Genomic DNA, 16,827 nt, shown 5'->3' with positions numbered 1-16,827 from the left:
CCCGTTACCACGGTACCGCGGCCTGAGATCGAGAACACGTCCTCAACCGGCATCAGGAACGTCTGGTCAATCGCACGCTCGGGCTCGGGGATGTAGCTGTCCAGCGTCTCGACCAGCGTCTTGACCGCGGTTACACCCAGCTCGTTGTCGTCTTCGCCGTTCAGCGCCATCAGCGCGGAACCACAGATGATCGGCGTGTCGTCGCCCGGGAAGTCGTAGGTGTCGAGCAGCTCGCGCAGCTCCATTTCCACCAGCTCTTTCATCTCGGCGTATTCTTCGCTGTCCGCGCCGCCGCAATCTTCCGCCAGCAGGTCAGCCTTGTTCAGGAATACCACGATGAAGGGTACACCCACCTGACGCGACAGCAGGATGTGCTCGCGGGTCTGCGGCATCGGGCCGTCAGTCGCACCGCACACCAGGATAGCGCCGTCCATCTGCGCCGCACCGGTGATCATGTTCTTCACGTAGTCGGCGTGTCCGGGGCAATCCACGTGCGCGTAGTGACGCGTCGGTGAATCGTATTCCACGTGCGAGGTCGCAATCGTGATGCCGCGCTCACGCTCTTCCGGTGCGTTGTCGATACCGTCAAACGCTACCGCCGAACCGCTTCCCCAGATCTCTGCACAGACTTTCGTCAGCGCCGCTGTCAGCGTCGTCTTGCCATGGTCTACGTGACCAATGGTGCCCACGTTGACGTGGGGCTTCTTACGTTCAAACTTTTCCTTTGCCACTGTTAGTCACCTCTATGGGATAGCTGGGTTATTTGGTTGCGTTCTTGGAAATGATGTCCTGCGCGATGTTATTCGGCGCTTCCGAATACTTCATGAACTCCATCGTGTAGGTCGCGCGGCCCTGGGTTGCTGAGCGCAGATCCGTCGCGTAGCCGAACATCTCGGCCAACGGCACTTCCGCGTTGATCACCTTGCCAGAAACGCTTTCGTCCATGCCGGAAATGAGACCGCGGCGGCGATTGAGGTCACCGACCACGTCACCCATGTTTTCCTCGGGCGTAATCACTTCCACTTTCATGATCGGCTCAAGCAGCACCGCGCCGCCCTTCTCAGCCAGCTTCTTGGTGGCCATGCTCGCTGCGATCTTGAACGCCATTTCGTTCGAGTCCACATCGTGGAAGGAACCGTCGAACAGCGTGGCCTTCAGGCCGAGCAGCGGGTAGCCGGCCAGTACGCCGTTCTGCATCTGCTCTTCAATACCCTTCTGCACCGCTGGCACGTATTCGCGCGGAACCGTACCGCCAACCACTTCGTTGACAAATTCCAGACCTTCAGCGTTTTCGTCCTCGCCTGGCTCAAAGCGTACCCAGACGTGACCATATTGGCCGCGGCCACCGGACTGACGCACGAACTTGCCTTCGATCTCGCTCTTGTTACGGATCGCTTCGCGATACGCCACCTGCGGCTTGCCGATGTTGGCTTCCACGTTGAACTCGCGGCGCATGCGGTCAACCAGGATATCAAGGTGCAACTCACCCATACCCGAGATGATCGTCTGCCCCGTTTCGGGGTCCGTCTTGACGCGGAAAGAGGGGTCTTCCTGAGCCAGTTTGCCCAGCGCGATACCCATTTTCTCCTGGTCAGGCTTGGATTTGGGCTCAACCGCCACCGAAATCACAGGCTCAGGGAATTCCATGCGCTCAAGCACGATGGGCTTGTCTGCATCGCACAGCGTGTCGCCGGTGGTGGTGTCCTTCAGGCCCACCGCCGCGGCGATATCACCCGCCAGCACTTCCTTGATCTCTTCGCGGCTATTGGCGTGCATCTGCACCATACGGCCGATACGCTCTTTCTTTTCCTTCACGGAGTTGAAAACACCCGTACCGCTCTCCAGCTTGCCGGAGTAGACGCGGAAGAAGGTCAGCGTACCTACGAAGGGGTCAGTTGCAATCTTGAATGCCAGCGCCGCAAACGGTGCGTCGTCGTCCGCTTCGCGGGTCTCGACTGTGCCATCCCGGTCCAGCAACGTACCTTCGATGGCCCGTACTTCTGTCGGCGAGGGCAGATACTCGATCACTGCGTCGAGCATAGCCTGAACGCCTTTGTTCTTGAACGCAGAACCGCCGATTACCGGTACGATCTCGTTGGCCAGGGTGCGCGCACGAATACCGGCCTTGATCTCTTCCACGGTGAGCTCACCGCCTTCGAGGTACTTTTCCATCAGCTCTTCGGTCGCTTCCGCGGCAGACTCGACGAGGAATTCCCGCATCTCTGCCACTTCGTCAGCCATATCCGCAGGAATATCAGCGAGCGTAAACGTCATGCCCTGATCTTCTTCATTCCAGAGAATGGCCTTGTTCACCACCAGGTCGATAACGCCCTTGAACTCGTCTTCCGCACCAATAGTCATCTGCAGGGGCACGGCATTCGCACCGAGGCGCGTTTTCAGCTGGCCAACCACGCGCATGAAGTCGGCGCCGGCACGGTCCATCTTGTTGACGAACACCATGCGTGGCACTTCGTACTTGTTGGCCTGGCGCCAAACGGTTTCCGTCTGCGGCTGCACGCCGGAGGAACCGCACAACACCACAACGGCGCCGTCGAGTACACGCAGGGAACGCTCCACCTCAATGGTGAAATCCACGTGTCCGGGGGTGTCGATGATGTTGATACGGTGCTCATCGAACTGGGCGTCCATGCCGCGCCAGAAACAGGTTGTTGCAGCGGACGTGATGGTAATACCACGCTCCTGCTCCTGCTCCATCCAGTCCATGGTCGCCGCACCATCGTGCACCTCACCAATGCGGTGAGACCGGCCAGTGTAAAAAAGTACGCGCTCGGTGGTCGTGGTTTTACCCGCGTCCACGTGGGCGCAGATACCGATGTTGCGGTATCGCTTGATAGGAGTCTTGCGTGCCACGATAAATTCCCCTGTAACAGGTTGCCTGGCGTTAATTTAGAACCGGTAGTGCGAGAAGGCCTTGTTGGCTTCTGCCATGCGATGCACGTCTTCGCGCTTCTTAACGGCGTTGCCCTTGCCCTGCGAAGCGTCGATGATCTCACCGGCCAGACGCTGGCGCATGGACTTCTCACCGCGGTTGCGCGCGTAATCAACCAGCCAGCGCATGGACAATGCCACGCGACGGGCGGGACGCACTTCAACCGGCACCTGGTAGGTTGCACCACCTACGCGGCGAGATTTCACTTCAACCATCGGCGCGATATTCTCAAGCGCTTCGTCAAAGGCCTCGATGGGATCTTTCTTCAGGCGCTCCTGAACAATTTCCAGCGCACCGTAGACGATGGTTTCCGCGACGGACTTCTTGCCGCTGATCATTACATGGTTCATGAACTTGGCCAGCGTAACGTTACCGAACTTGGGATCCGGCAGCACTTCACGTTTGGCGACTACGCGTCTTCTTGGCATGTTGTTGCCCTTCTCTCTTCAGGTTGATCCGAACACCGACCTGCAACACAGGCGGGGGAGGCAGGGGTTCGGCCTTACTCACTTCACTGTTGACCCGGGGCACAGCCCCGGGAGCTTATTTCGGCCGCTTGGCGCCGTATTTGGAACGGCCCTGACGACGCGCCGAGACACCGGAGGTATCCAGGCTGCCGCGCACGGTGTGGTAACGCACACCCGGCAAATCCTTTACCCGGCCGCCGCGAATCAGCACCACGCTGTGCTCCTGCAGGTTGTGGCCTTCACCACCGATGTACGAAGACACTTCGTACCCGTTGGTCAAGCGCACACGGCAGACTTTACGCAGTGCAGAGTTCGGCTTCTTGGGGGTCGTCGTGTAGACACGCGTGCAGACACCGCGGCGCTGGGGGCAGCTTTGCAGGGCCGGCACGTCGCTCTTGGCGACCTTGCGCTTCCTCGGCTTACGAACCAATTGGTTGATCGTTGCCATCTAGTTAGAACTCCAGATATTGTTTGAATTCATGGCCATGCAGCCATCCTCAAGCCGGTTCAACGGCTTGCAGCGCCAGCGGGGGCCCACTTCGAGGGCCTTTCCATACAGCGCAATACCCCGGGCGCCACACACACGGCGAGGCACCCCGGGAAAGAGGAGGCGCATTCTATAGACGCCCCCCATGCGAGTCAAGAACAGAGTAGAGGCCGACAGCAACATCGGCCTCTGCAGCTCCGGGGCCTCGCGGCCCCGGAGCCCCACCGTTATTCGGTGTCCTGCAGTGCCTCGGTGAGTGCCGCCTCGATTTCCTGGGCAGACACACTCATTTCCACCTCGCTACCACGGGTGCGCTTGCGCTCCTCGTGGTAGGCAAGGCCGGTACCGGCCGGGATCAGACGACCCACAACCACGTTTTCCTTCAACCCGCGCAGGTAGTCGCGCTTGCCAGTCACCGCCGCTTCGGTCAACACCCGGGTGGTCTCCTGGAAAGACGCCGCCGAAATGAAGCTCTCCGTGGCCAGTGAGGCCTTGGTGATACCCAGCAGTTCGCGATCCGCAGATGCGGGCACCAGCCCCTCGGCCAGCAGGCGCTCGTTCTCCTCGATGAAGGCCACAAATTCGACCTGCTCGCCCTTGATCAGGGTGGAGTCGCCCGACGACGTGATAATCACCTTGCGCAGCATCTGGCGAACAATCACCTCGATGTGCTTGTCGTTGATCTTCACACCCTGCAGACGGTAGACCTCCTGGATCTCGTTCGAGATGTACTTGGCCAGCTGCTCGACACCTTTCAGGCGCAGGATATCGTGCGGGCTCAAGGGGCCTTCGGAGACGATTTCGCCTTTTTCGACGAACTCACCTTCGAATACTGACATCAGGCGCCACTTGGGAATCAGCACCTCATAGTGATCGGAGCCGTCAGGCAGTGTCTGCCCTTCAGTGGGTGTGATCACCAGACGGCGCTTGCCCTTGGTTTCCTTGCCGAAGCTCACGGCACCGGAGATTTCCGCCAGGATAGCGGGCTCTTTCGGCTTGCGCGCTTCGAACAGGTCGGCCACACGCGGCAGACCACCGGTGATGTCACGGGTCTTGGAGCCTTCCTGGGGAATACGGGCGATAACCGCACCGGCATCCAGGCGAGCGCCGTCTTCGAGGCTCACCAGCGCGTTAGGCGGCAGGAAGTAATGCGCCGGCACGTTGGTGTTCGCCAGGCACAGCTCCTCGCCCTTGTCGTCTACCAGGGTAATTGCTGGACGCACGTCCTTGCCCGCCGCCGGGCGCTCACCCACATCCAGCACCTCAATGCTGGACAAGCCGGTCAGCTCGTCCGTCTGGCGCTTGATGGTGATGCCCTCTTCCATACCGGAGAAGCGCGCAATACCCGCCACCTCGGTGATGATGGGGTGGGTGTGGGGGTCCCAGTTCGCCACCACATCGCCTGACGCAACATCGGCGTGGTCCTGCACCTTGATGATGGCACCGTAGGGCAGCTTGTAACGCTCGCGCTCACGGCCCATCTTGTCCAGCACCGACAGCTCACCCGAACGCGAGGCCGCAATCAGGAAGCCGTCATTGCGCTCCACGGTCTTGACGTTGTGCAGGCGCACCTTACCGTCGTTCATGACCTGGATATTGTCCTGCGCGGTTTGCCGCGAGGCCGCACCACCGATGTGGAAGGTACGCATGGTCAGCTGGGTACCCGGCTCACCAATGGATTGCGCGGCAACAACACCCACGGCCTCACCCATGTTGACCCGGTGGCCCCGGGCCAGGTCGCGGCCGTAGCAGGCAGAACAGATGCCGTGACGGGTTTCGCAGGTGATCGGCGAGCGCACTTCTACCTCGTCGATACCCATTTCCTCAATGCGCTTGATCCACAGTTCGTCGAGCATGGTGCCCGCTGTGATAGCGATCTCGTCTTCCGTGCCAGGGCGAATCACGTCGCGTGCGACGATACGACCCAGCACGCGATCACCCAGCGATTCGATGATGTCGCCGCCATCGATAACCGGGGTCATCAAAAGCCCCTGGTCCGTGCCGCAATCCACTTCCGTCACCACCAGGTCCTGCGCCACGTCAACCAGGCGACGGGTGAGGTAACCGGAGTTGGCGGTTTTCAGTGCGGTATCCGCCAGACCTTTCCGCGCCCCGTGGGTTGAGATGAAGTACTGCAGTACGTTCAGGCCTTCACGGAAGTTGGCCACGATCGGCGTTTCAATGATGGAGCCGTCGGGCTTGGCCATCAGGCCACGCATACCGGCCAACTGACGAATCTGCGCCGGTGAGCCCCGGGCGCCGGAGTCTGCGTAGATATACACCGAGTTGAAGGACGCCTGCTGCTCCTCCTCTCCGTTGCGGTTGACAACGGTCTCCTTGGAAATGCCTTCCATCATCGCCTTGGACACGAGGTCGTTGGCGCGGGACCAGATGTCGATCACCTTGTTGTACTTCTCGCCCTGGGTAACCAGGCCGGCGGCGTACTGGTCTTCGATTTCCTTCACTTCCCGGTCCGCGCGGGCAATCAGCTCCGCCTTGGCTTCAGGAATCACGAAATCGTTGACGCCGATGGACGCACCGGAACGCGTGGAGTATTCGTAGCCGGTGTACATCAGCTGATCGGCGAAGATCACGGTCGCCTTCAGGCCGACTACGCGGTAGCACTGGTTGATAATCCGGGAGATGGCCTTCTTGGTCATGTCCTGGTTGACCATGTCGTAGCCGATACCTTCCGGCACGACTTCCCACAGCAGTGCCCGGCCCACCGTAGTGTCCAGCACCACAGTGCGCTCGGAGCGCTCACCTTCTTCGTTCTGCACTACTTCGTGAATGCGCACCTTCACCCGCGCCTGCAGGTGTACGTGCCCGGCGCGATAAGCGCGGTTCACCTCGGAGACGTTGGCGAAGATCATGCCTTCCCCCTTGGCATTCACACGCTCACGCGTCATGTAATACAGCCCCAGTACCACGTCCTGCGAGGGCACGATGATCGGCTCGCCGTTGGCGGGGGACAGGATATTGTTGGTCGACATCATCAGTGCGCGGGCTTCCAGCTGCGCTTCCAGAGTCAGCGGCACGTGTACCGCCATCTGGTCACCGTCGAAGTCGGCGTTGTAGGCCGCGCAGACCAGCGGGTGCAGCTGGATCGCCTTGCCCTCAATCAGCACAGGTTCAAAAGCCTGAATGCCCAGACGGTGCAGGGTGGGCGCGCGGTTCAGCAGTACCGGGTGCTCGCGAATCACTTCGGCGAGAATATCCCAGACTTCCGGCGGCTCGCGCTCGACCATTTTCTTCGCGGCCTTGATCGTCGTGGCCAGGCCACGCGCTTCCAGCTTGCCGAAGATGAACGGCTTGAACAGTTCAAGTGCCATCTTCTTGGGCAGGCCGCACTGGTGCAGCCTGAGCGTGGGACCCACCACGATCACGGAACGACCGGAGTAGTCGACGCGCTTGCCGAGCAGGTTCTGGCGGAAACGCCCCTGCTTGCCCTTGATCATGTCGGCCAGAGACTTCAGCGGGCGCTTGTTGGAGCCAGTGATGGCGCGGCCACGGCGGCCGTTGTCCAGCAGCGCGTCCACAGATTCCTGCAGCATGCGCTTTTCGTTGCGCACAATAATGTCGGGCGCGTTGAGGTCCAGCAAGCGCTTGAGGCGGTTGTTGCGGTTGATCACCCGGCGGTACAGGTCGTTCAGGTCCGAGGTGGCGAAACGGCCGCCATCCAGCGGTACCAGCGGACGCAGATCCGGCGGCAATACGGGCAGCGCGTTCAGCACCATCCACTGGGGCTTGTTGCCGGAACCGGCAAAGGCCTCCATCAACTTCAAGCGCTTGGACAGCTTCTTGATCTTGGTTTCCGAATTGGTCTGCGGGATTTCCTCGCGCAGGGTCACGATCTCGCGCTCGAGATCGAGCTGCTTCATGAGGTCCTGAACTGCTTCGGCACCCATTTTCGCGGTGAACTCGTCACCAAACTCTTCCATCGCCTCGTAATACTCTTCGTCGGTCAGCAGCTGACCGGGGTTGAGCGTGGTGAGACCAGGATCGGTCACCACATACGATTCGAAATAGAGCACGCGCTCGATATCGCGCAGGGTCATGTCCAGCAACAGGCCAATGCGCGAAGGCAGTGACTTCAGGAACCAGATGTGTGCCACCGGGCTCGCCAGCTCGATGTGACCCATGCGCTCACGACGCACCTTCGCCAGTGCCACTTCCACGCCGCACTTCTCACAGATCACGCCGCGATGCTTGAGACGCTTGTACTTGCCGCACAGGCACTCGTAATCCTTTACCGGGCCAAAAATCTTGGCGCAGAACAAGCCGTCGCGCTCTGGCTTGAAGGTCCGGTAGTTGATGGTTTCCGGCTTCTTCACTTCACCGAATGACCAGGCGCGGATCATTTCGGGCGACGCCAGGCCGATACGGATGGCGTCGAATTCTTCTGACTGTCCCTGGGACTTGAGCAGATTAAGTAAGTCTTTCAAGGTCTTTCCTCCACGAGGTTTTCCTTCCAGCTACAGCGACACACCGTGCCGCCGTAGCCCCGAGTCCGTATTACCGCTGGTTAGTCACTCTCCAGCTCGATATCAATACCGAGGGAGCGTATTTCCTTGACCAACACGTTGAAGGACTCGGGCATGCCCGGTTCCATACGATGGTCACCATCGACGATGTTCTTGTACATCTTGGTGCGCCCCGCAACGTCGTCCGACTTCACGGTGAGCATTTCCTGCAGGGTGTAAGCGGCACCATAGGCTTCCAGTGCCCACACCTCCATTTCACCGAAGCGCTGGCCACCGAACTGCGCCTTGCCGCCCAGCGGTTGCTGGGTTACCAGGCTGTACGAGCCGGTAGAACGGGCGTGCATCTTGTCGTCCACCAGGTGGTTGAGCTTCAGCATGTACATGTAGCCCACGGTCACCGGGCGATCAAATGCCTCGCCAGAGCGGCCGTCGTACAGCGTAAACTGGCCGCTTTCGGGCAGATCAGCCAGAGCCAGCAGCTCCTTGATCGACTCTTCGGCAGCGCCGTCAAACACCGGCGTCGCCATCGGCACGCCTTCGCGCAGGTTGCCGGCAAGGGCCAGAATTTCCTTGTCATTCAATGACTTGAGATCTTCCGAACGGCCGGCACCGTTGTTGTAGATGCGCTCCAGGAACTCGCGTACTTCCGCGACCTTGCGCTGCTCCTGCAACATCTGGTCGATTTTCACGCCCAGGCCCTTGGCCGCCATGCCCAGGTGGGTTTCGAGAATCTGGCCCACGTTCATGCGCGACGGCACACCCAGCGGGTTGAGCACAATGTCCACTGGCTCGCCATTCTCGTCAAAGGGCATGTCCTCGATCGGCATGATGACCGAAATAACACCCTTGTTACCGTGACGACCAGCCATCTTGTCACCCGGCTGGATGCGACGCTTGATGGCCAGGTAAACCTTGACGATCTTCAGTACGCCCGGTGCCAGGTCATCGCCGCTCTGCAACTTGCGCTTTTTGTCTTCGAAGCGCTCTTCCAGCAGCTTGGTCTGCTCGTCGAGCTGCTTCTTGGCGGCCGCCAGTGCCTCGTTCAGGTCGCTGTCGGCGAGCTTGAGCTTGAACCACTGTTCGCGGTCCAGGTCCGCCAGCACTTTGGCGCTGAGCTCAGTGCCCTTGGCCAGGCCAGCACCGCTGACAGTCTTGGCACCCTTGAGCTGGTTGCCCAGCAGGGAGAAGGTCGCCTCTTCAAAAATGCGATATTCTTCCTTGAGGTCCTTGCGGAACTTGTCTAGCTGGTGCTTCTCGATCTGCTGTGCGCGCGGGTCCTTTTCCAGGCCATCGCGAGTGAATACCTGCACGTCGATAACCGTACCCTTGGTGCTGGACGGTACACGCAGTGACGTATCCTTCACGTCCGAGGCCTTCTCACCAAAGATGGCGCGCAGCAGCTTTTCTTCCGGGGTCAGCTGGGTTTCGCCCTTCGGCGTGACCTTGCCCACCAGAATGTCGCCCGCCTCAACCTCGGCACCGATGTACACAATGCCGGACTCGTCGAGCTTGGACAGCGCGCTCTCGCCCACATTGGGGATATCCGAGGAGATTTCCTCGGAGCCCAGCTTGGTGTCGCGAGCAATACAGGTAAGTTCCTGGATGTGGATGGTGGTGAAACGGTCTTCCTTCACCACATTCTCGGACACCAGGATGGAGTCCTCGAAGTTGTAGCCGTTCCAGGGCATGAACGCGATGCGAATGTTCTGGCCCAGTGCCAGGTCACCCATATCGACGGACGGGCCATCGCCGAGGATATCGCCGCGGGCCACTACATCACCCTGCTTCACGATCGGACGCTGGTTGATACAGGTGTTCTGGTTGGAACGGGTGTATTTGGTCAGGTTGTAGATATCAACCGGCGCCTCGTCACGACCCACGTCCTTGTCGTTGACACGGACCACGATGCGGCTGGCGTCCACGGAGTCGATGACGCCGTCGCGGCGGGCCACGACACACACACCGGAATCAGCGGCCACGTAGCGCTCCATGCCGGTACCCACCAACGGCTTCTCACACTTCAGTGTGGGAACGGCCTGGCGCTGCATGTTCGAGCCCATGAGCGCGCGGTTCGCGTCATCGTGCTCAAGGAACGGGATCAACGCCGCGGCAACAGACACTACCTGCTTTGGCGACACGTCCATGTAGTCCACCTTCTCGGGCGGCATGACCGTGAATTCGTTCATGTGACGCACGGCGATCAGGTCGTCGACAAAACGGTTCTTGCTGTCCACCGCCGCCGACGCCTGGGCAATCACGTGCTCGGCTTCGTTGATCGCAGACAGGAATTCCACGTCGTCGGTGACCTGGCCGTTAACCACCTTGCGGTACGGGCTCTCAAGAAAGCCGTAATCGTTGGTGCGGGCGTAGGTCGCCAGCGAGTTGATCAAGCCGATGTTCGGGCCTTCAGGCGTTTCAATCGGGCATACGCGACCGTAGTGCGTTGGATGCACGTCGCGCACCTCAAAGCCGGCGCGCTCACGGGTGAGACCGCCCGGCCCAAGCGCGGACACGCGACGCTTGTGCGTGACTTCAGACAGCGGGTTGTTCTGGTCCATGAACTGCGACAGCTGGCTGGAACCGAAGAACTCTTTCACCGCAGCCGACACCGGCTTGGCGTTGATCAGGTCCTGCGGCATGAGGCCTTCGCTCTCGGCCATCGACAGGCGTTCCTTGACCGCGCGCTCAACACGCACCAGGCCCACACGGAACTGGTTTTCGGCCATTTCGCCCACACTGCGCACACGGCGGTTGCCCAGGTGGTCGATGTCGTCAGTCATGCCGCGACCGTTACGGATAGACACCAGTGCCTTCAGCACTTCCACGATATCTTCACGGTCCAGCACACCACTGCCGGTCACTTCTTCGCGACCGAGGCGGCGGTTGAACTTCATGCGGCCTACCGCTGACAGGTCGTAGCGATCCGGGGAGAAGAACAGGTTCTGGAACAGGTTCTCTGCAGACTCCTTGGTCGGCGGCTCGCCGGGGCGCATCATGCGGTAGATTTCGACCAGCGCTTCCAATTCGTTGCGCGTGGTGTCCAGGCGCAGCGTGTCGGACACGTAGGGACCGCAATCCAGCTCGTTGGTGTAGAGAGTGTCGATGTTGTTGATGCCCATCTCCGCCAGGCGGGTGAGAATCTCATCGTTCAGCTCGGCGTTGCATTCCACCACCACTTCGCCGGTTTTCTCGTCGACGATGTTCTTCGCCAGCGCGCGGCCATGGAGGTATTCGCGCGGAATCTCGAGCTCGGCAACTTCGGCCTTCTCCAGCTCGCGAATATGGCGCGCCGTAATACGGCGACCCTGCTCGACGACGACCTTGCGGCCCACCTTGATATCGAAGGACGCCACGTCACCACGCAGACGCGCGGGGATCAGCGCCATCTTGTAGTTGCCGTCCTTGTCGACGGTAAAGGTGTTCACCTCGTAGAACATGTCGAGGATTTCTTCAGACTGGTAACCCAGCGCGCGCAGCAGAATCGTGGCCGGCAGCTTGCGCCGGCGGTCGATACGCACGAATACCATGTCCTTGGGGTCGAACTCGAAGTCCAACCAGGAGCCACGGTAGGGAATGACACGCGCTGAGTAGAGCAGCTTCCCGGAGGAGTGCGTCTTGCCCTTGTCGTGGTCAAAGAACACGCCGGGGGAGCGGTGCAGCTGGGAAACAATCACGCGCTCGGTGCCGTTGACCACGAACGTGCCGTTGTCGGTCATCAGGGGAATCTCCCCCATGTAGACTTCCTGCTCCTTGATGTCCTTGATGGTCTTGCTGGAGGCGTCCTTGTCGTAGATGATCAAACGCACCTTGACCCGCAGGGCACAGGAATAGGTAATGCCACGCAACTGGCACTCGCTGACATCAAACACAGGCGTGCCGAGTTTGTAGTCAACGTATTCCAATGCCGCGTTGCCGCTGTAGCTGACGATCGGGAATACCGATTTAAAGGCCGCGTGCAAGCCGTAGTCGCCGCGCTCCTCGAGTGGTATGCCCTGCTGGGTGAACTTCCGGTAAGAATCGAGTTGGATCGCAAGCAGGTATGGAATATCCATCATGTTCGACAGTTTGCCGAAGTCCTTGCGAATACGTTTTTTCTCAGTGTACGAGTATGCCATCAGTACTCCCCAGCGTGTTTAGCTTCCCGCCGCCCTGCCGGCGGCAAGCGAGGCTCTTGACGGATGAGCTGCACGCGCAGCCCACCCTGAAAAACTTGTGTTCATCAAGCGGGAAAAGGCCGGCAGGCAAACACGCCCACCAGCCTTGTCCTGGTCCAGCCTTGGCCAGACGTAAGGCAAGCGCTTACTTGACCTCGACGGCCGCGCCTGCTTCTTCCAGCTTGGCTTTCAGCGCATCCGCATCTGCCTTGGAAATACCTTCCTTGACAGGTGCAGGGGCGCCGTCAACCACGCCCTTGGCTTCTTTCAGGCCCAGGCCGGTTACTTCACGTACGACTTTGATCACGTTGACTTTCTTCTCGCCAGCGCTGGTCAAAATTACGTCGAACTCGGTCTGCTCTTCAGCAGCAGCGCCGGCATCGCCAGCGGCAGCAGCCGGTGCAGCAGCAACAGCTGCAGCAGCGGTTACACCGAATTTTTCTTCCATTGCGCTGATGAGCTCAACGATATCCATTACGCTCATTTCAGCGATTGCATTCAGAATGTCATCTTTGGACAGAGCCATGACTCATATCTCCCGGTTAGCTGATAAATAAAATAGCGGCGACTTACGCCGCTTCTTTCTGATCGCGTACTGCTGCCAGTGTGCGAACCAATTTTCCAGGTACTTCGTTCATCGTCTGTACCAGCTTCGTTACCGGCGCCTTCATCACACTCATCAACATCGAGAGTGCCTGATCACGCGTCGGCAGTTTGGCCAGTACATCCAGTTGATCCGCACCCAGCATTTGGCCGCTCACCGCCAATACCTTCACCTCGAAGTGTTTATTCTCCTTGGCGAAATCCTTGAACAACCGTGCCGCTGCACCCGGATCTTCCATCGAAAATCCGAACAGGGAGGGGCCCACGAGCGCGTCGCTGACGCATTCGTAGTCCGTTCCCGCCAGCGCGCGCTTGGCCAGTGTGTTCCGCACAACACGGAGGGTCACTGAATTTTCGCGAGCGCTTTGGCGCAAAGCTGTCATTCCGTCCACGGTGACGCCACGTGCATCGGCGATCACCAGGGACAGGGCATTGGTGGCAGTCTCGTTAACTTCAGCAACGATCGCTTTCTTGTCGTCGAGTCCAATTGCCACTGGTATTACTCCTGGATTTACAGTTCCGGTACCGCCAACGCTATGGCGATACCACCTTGCGTGGTGAACACATCCACCATCTGCGTAGGTTGGGCAGCACTTGCGGGCTGCTCGATTAAGCCGTGCTGTCGTGGACAGCGCAGGCACCTACGGTCTTTGATGGCCTTCAGTTTTCAGCTAATCAGGCATTCGCCCAAGACTGCTCCAAAGACCTCAAAGTGGGCAACGCGCTCCGGTAGGAGCGCACTACCCGGGCCATCCGTCCGTGGCTGGCCCGTGTGACACCTCCCCTTGTGGGGGAGCTGTCGATCAAGCTTCGATCGAGGACTGGTCGACCGTAACACCCGGGCCCATGGTCGTGGACAGGGTGATTTTCTTCATGTACACGCCCTTCGCGGAGGAGGGCTTCGCCTTGCGCAGGTCGGCCAGCAGCGCCTCAAGGTTGCCCTTGATCGCAGCAGGCTCGAAGTCAATCTTGCCAATACCGCCATGAATGATGCCGTTCTTGTCGGTACGGAAACGCACCTGACCAGCTTTGGCATTCTTCACCGCAGTGAGCACGTCGGGGGTGACGGTGCCGGTCTTGGGGTTCGGCATCAGGCCGCGCGGACCCAGTACCTGGCCCAGCTGGCCGACAACGCGCATGGCATCCGGAGAAGCCACCACCACGTCGAAATCCATCATGCCGCCCTTGATCTGCTCGGCAAGATCTTCCATGCCCACAAACTCGGCACCGGCGGCCTTGGCCTGCTCCGCTGCATCACCCTGGGTGAACACCGCGACGCGCACGTGGCTGCCCGTGCCGTGCGGCAACGTGGTAGCACCGCGAACGGCCTGGTCTGATTTCCGTGCATCCACGCCCAGGTTCACCGAAACTTCAACGGTCTCGTTGAACTTGGCTGTGGCCAATTCCTTCAGCAGGGCAACGGCGTCGTCGAATGCATACGCTTTGCCGGGCTGAACCTTTTCCTTGAATGCGCGTACGCGCTTGGACAGCTTGGCCATTAGATCACCCCCTCAACATCGATACCGGCGGAGCGTGCGCTACCGGCAATAGTGCGGACTGCCGCGTCCATGTCTGCCGCCGTAAGGTCGGGCCACTTCTGCGTTGCCACGTCTTCCAGTTGGGCGCGGGTCACCTTGCCAACCTTGACTGTGTTGGGCGTGCCGGAGCCGGACTTGATGCCAGCCACCTTGCGCAACAACACCGCAGCGGGCGGGGTTTTCTTGATGAAGGTGAACGAGCGGTCGCCGTAAACGGTAATGACCACTGGAATCGGCAGGCCGGGCTCAAGGTCCTGGGTCTCGGCGTTGAACGCCTTGCAGAATTCCATGATATTCACACCGTGCTGACCCAGCGCAGGGCCAACCGGCGGGCTCGGGTTCGCCTTACCGGCGCCCACCTGCAGCTTGATATAAGCCGATACTTTCTTCGCCATGTTTTCTCTCCCGGGTGCTAGCGCCGTTGTAATCCCGACCACTAAAGATCAGTTTACGCGGGCTCCCCATTGTGGCGGCCACAGCCGCCGTTAACGTTGGCCGGCGCCACTCACGTGGCACCCGCCGCACTGCAATCAGGCCTTTTCGACCTGACTGAATTCAAGCTCCACCGGGGTGGAACGACCGAAAATGAGCACGGCCACATTCAGGCGACTCTTTTCGTAATTCACTTCTTCCACAACGCCATTGAAGTCGTTGAATGGACCGTCGACTACCCGCACCATCTCGCCGGGCTCGAACAGCGTCTTGGGACGAGGCGCCTCGACACCCGCCTCAACCCGCTGCAGGATGGCGGCGGCTTCGGCCTCGGTGATCGGCGCAGGCGCATCCGCCTTGCCACCGATAAAGCCCATGACCCGCGGCGTTTCCTTCACCAGGTGCCAGGTCCCGTCGTCCAGCTCCATCTGCACCAGCACATAGCCGGGGAAGAACTTGCGCTCGCTGCGCCGCTTCTGACCTGCACGCATCTCCACCACTTCCTCGGTGGGCACAAGTATTTCACCGAAGCGGTCCTGCATGTTGTGCAGTTCAATACGCTCCTTCAGGGCAGCCGCAACTTTCTTCTCAAAACCTGAGTAGGCGTGGACCACATACCAGCGCATTGCCATCGGCTATCCCTTATCCTGTTCCGACTAACCAATCACCAGCGACACAAGCCAGCCGAGAAGGGAATCGAGCCCCCACAGCATCAGCGCCACCAGCAATACAAAGACCACCACAATCAGGGTGGTCTGGACCGTCTCCTGCCGCGTGGGCCAGACGACCTTGCGAATTTCCGTGCGGGAACTCTTCACCAGAGTCCAGAATGCAGCGCCTTTGGCGGTCTGCAACGCGATCATCCCGGCCACGGCGGCAATCGCCACAATGCCCAGCACTCGATACAGCAGCGATTCCGCCGAGAAGTAGCTGTTGCCGATGATACCGACAGCCAGCAGGGCGATGACAACCGCCCACTTCACGGAATCGAAACGCCCGGCGTTCGTTTCCACACTCATTACTACTATCCTTCAGGTCGGGCCGCGCCTGACGCGCAACCCCCTGCCATAAATGGCAGGCCAGGAGGGAATCGAACCCCCAACCTGCGGTTTTGGAGACCGCTGCTCTGCCAATTGAGCTACTGGCCTATATCCTCTTCTGAGACAACGAAGCCGAACTGCCCGCAAGCGGTTCGGCTCGAGTTGACAGGGAAGCGCCGAAGCGCTCCCTGCATCGATGTTACTCGATGATCTTGGCGACGACGCCAGCACCCACGGTGCGGCCGCCTTCACGGATCGCAAAGCGCAGACCATCTTCCATCGCGATCGGTGCAATCAACGTCACAACCATCTGGATGTTGTCGCCCGGCATGACCATCTCAACGCCTTCCGGCAGCTCACACGCTCCCGTCACGTCCGTGGTACGGAAGTAGAACTGCGGACGGTAGCCCTTGAAGAACGGCGTGTGACGGCCACCTTCGTCCTTCGACAGCACATACACCTCTGCCTCGAACTTGGTGTGCGGCTTCACTGAACCCGGCTTCGCCAGTACCTGGCCACGCTCAACGTCTTCGCGCTTGGTGCCACGCAGCAGTACGCCCACGTTCTCGCCCGCACGGCCTTCGTCCAGCAGCTTGCGGAACATCTCAACGCCCGTACAGGTCGTCTTCACGGTGTCGCGGATACCGACAATCTCGATTTCCTCGCCTACCT

The 16,827-nt window shown here is 59.9% G+C and carries 13 protein-coding genes and 1 tRNA gene; all 14 read right to left on the bottom strand.

Annotated elements, in window-relative coordinates; genetic code table 11:
- The coding region (locus G533_RS0118330) for a GTP-binding protein (RefSeq protein ID WP_027951191.1) at positions 1-731 on the bottom strand (731 nt) is incomplete at its 3' end.
- 28 nt (positions 732-759) lie between these two features.
- The gene (gene fusA / locus G533_RS0118325; protein ID WP_027951190.1) at positions 760-2,871 is read right to left on the bottom strand and encodes an elongation factor G; all 2,112 of its coding nucleotides are present in this window, start codon (positions 2,869-2,871) and stop codon (positions 760-762) included.
- A gap of 36 nt (positions 2,872-2,907) precedes the next feature.
- Positions 2,908-3,378, bottom strand: a complete 471-nt coding sequence (gene rpsG, locus G533_RS0118320) for a 30S ribosomal protein S7 (RefSeq protein WP_027951189.1) — start codon at positions 3,376-3,378, stop codon at positions 2,908-2,910.
- A 115-nt stretch (positions 3,379-3,493) separates the two neighbouring features.
- The gene (rpsL, locus tag G533_RS0118315; protein ID WP_027951188.1) at positions 3,494-3,865 is read right to left on the bottom strand and encodes a 30S ribosomal protein S12; all 372 of its coding nucleotides are present in this window, start codon (positions 3,863-3,865) and stop codon (positions 3,494-3,496) included.
- Between the two features lie 266 nt (positions 3,866-4,131).
- A complete protein-coding gene (gene rpoC, locus G533_RS0118305) occupies positions 4,132-8,349 on the bottom strand; it encodes a DNA-directed RNA polymerase subunit beta' (protein WP_027951186.1) in 4,218 nt (1,405 codons plus the stop codon).
- Between the two features lie 80 nt (positions 8,350-8,429).
- Positions 8,430-12,503 (bottom strand): DNA-directed RNA polymerase subunit beta, encoded by a 4,074-nt coding sequence (gene rpoB, locus G533_RS0118300; protein WP_027951185.1) that lies wholly within the window; start codon positions 12,501-12,503, stop codon positions 8,430-8,432.
- A gap of 184 nt (positions 12,504-12,687) precedes the next feature.
- Positions 12,688-13,068 (bottom strand): 50S ribosomal protein L7/L12, encoded by a 381-nt coding sequence (gene rplL / locus G533_RS0118295; protein ID WP_027951184.1) that lies wholly within the window; start codon positions 13,066-13,068, stop codon positions 12,688-12,690.
- 43 nt (positions 13,069-13,111) lie between these two features.
- Complete coding sequence (rplJ, locus tag G533_RS0118290; RefSeq protein WP_027951183.1) at positions 13,112-13,639, bottom strand: 50S ribosomal protein L10; 528 nt, start codon at positions 13,637-13,639, stop codon at positions 13,112-13,114.
- 309 nt (positions 13,640-13,948) lie between these two features.
- A complete protein-coding gene (gene rplA / locus G533_RS0118285; protein ID WP_027951182.1) occupies positions 13,949-14,644 on the bottom strand; it encodes a 50S ribosomal protein L1 in 696 nt (231 codons plus the stop codon).
- On the bottom strand, positions 14,644-15,078 hold the full coding sequence (gene rplK / locus G533_RS0118280) for a 50S ribosomal protein L11 (protein ID WP_027951181.1): 435 nt from the start codon (positions 15,076-15,078) through the stop codon (positions 14,644-14,646). Before rplK ends, rplA begins: the two co-directional genes overlap by 1 nt.
- 135 nt (positions 15,079-15,213) lie before the next feature.
- Positions 15,214-15,747: a transcription termination/antitermination protein NusG gene (gene nusG / locus G533_RS0118275; protein ID WP_027951180.1), complete on the bottom strand. Its 534-nt coding sequence runs from the start codon at positions 15,745-15,747 to the stop codon at positions 15,214-15,216.
- Positions 15,748-15,771: 24 nt separating this feature from the next.
- The gene (gene secE, locus G533_RS0118270; RefSeq protein WP_027951179.1) at positions 15,772-16,134 is read right to left on the bottom strand and encodes a preprotein translocase subunit SecE; all 363 of its coding nucleotides are present in this window, start codon (positions 16,132-16,134) and stop codon (positions 15,772-15,774) included.
- A 53-nt stretch (positions 16,135-16,187) separates the two neighbouring features.
- A tRNA-Trp gene (locus tag G533_RS0118265) sits at positions 16,188-16,263 on the bottom strand.
- A 91-nt stretch (positions 16,264-16,354) separates the two neighbouring features.
- The coding region (locus tag G533_RS0118260; RefSeq protein WP_027951178.1) for an EF-Tu C-terminal domain-related protein at positions 16,355-16,827 on the bottom strand (473 nt) is incomplete at its 5' end.

It is taken from the genome of Haliea salexigens DSM 19537, from assembly GCF_000423125.1.
Taxonomy (GTDB): domain Bacteria; phylum Pseudomonadota; class Gammaproteobacteria; order Pseudomonadales; family Halieaceae; genus Haliea; species Haliea salexigens.
Note: the sequence above shows the minus strand (reverse complement) of the source record. Positions and strands in the feature narration are given on the sequence as shown.

Bases quoted from the DNA above. Each gene is read 5' to 3' on its own strand.
- rpsG (WP_027951189.1), bottom strand. From the start codon at position 3,378: ATGCCAAGAAGACGCGTAGTCGCCAAACGTGAAGTGCTGCCGGATCCC.
- rpsL (WP_027951188.1), bottom strand. From the start codon at position 3,865: ATGGCAACGATCAACCAATTGGTTCGTAAGCCGAGGAAGCGCAAGGTC.
- rpoB (WP_027951185.1), bottom strand. From the start codon at position 12,503: ATGGCATACTCGTACACTGAGAAAAAACGTATTCGCAAGGACTTCGGC.
- rplL (WP_027951184.1), bottom strand. From the start codon at position 13,068: ATGGCTCTGTCCAAAGATGACATTCTGAATGCAATCGCTGAAATGAGC.
- rplA (WP_027951182.1), bottom strand. From the start codon at position 14,644: ATGGCCAAGCTGTCCAAGCGCGTACGCGCATTCAAGGAAAAGGTTCAG.
- rplK (WP_027951181.1), bottom strand. From the start codon at position 15,078: ATGGCGAAGAAAGTATCGGCTTATATCAAGCTGCAGGTGGGCGCCGGT.
- nusG (WP_027951180.1), bottom strand. From the start codon at position 15,747: ATGGCAATGCGCTGGTATGTGGTCCACGCCTACTCAGGTTTTGAGAAG.
- secE (WP_027951179.1), bottom strand. From the start codon at position 16,134: ATGAGTGTGGAAACGAACGCCGGGCGTTTCGATTCCGTGAAGTGGGCG.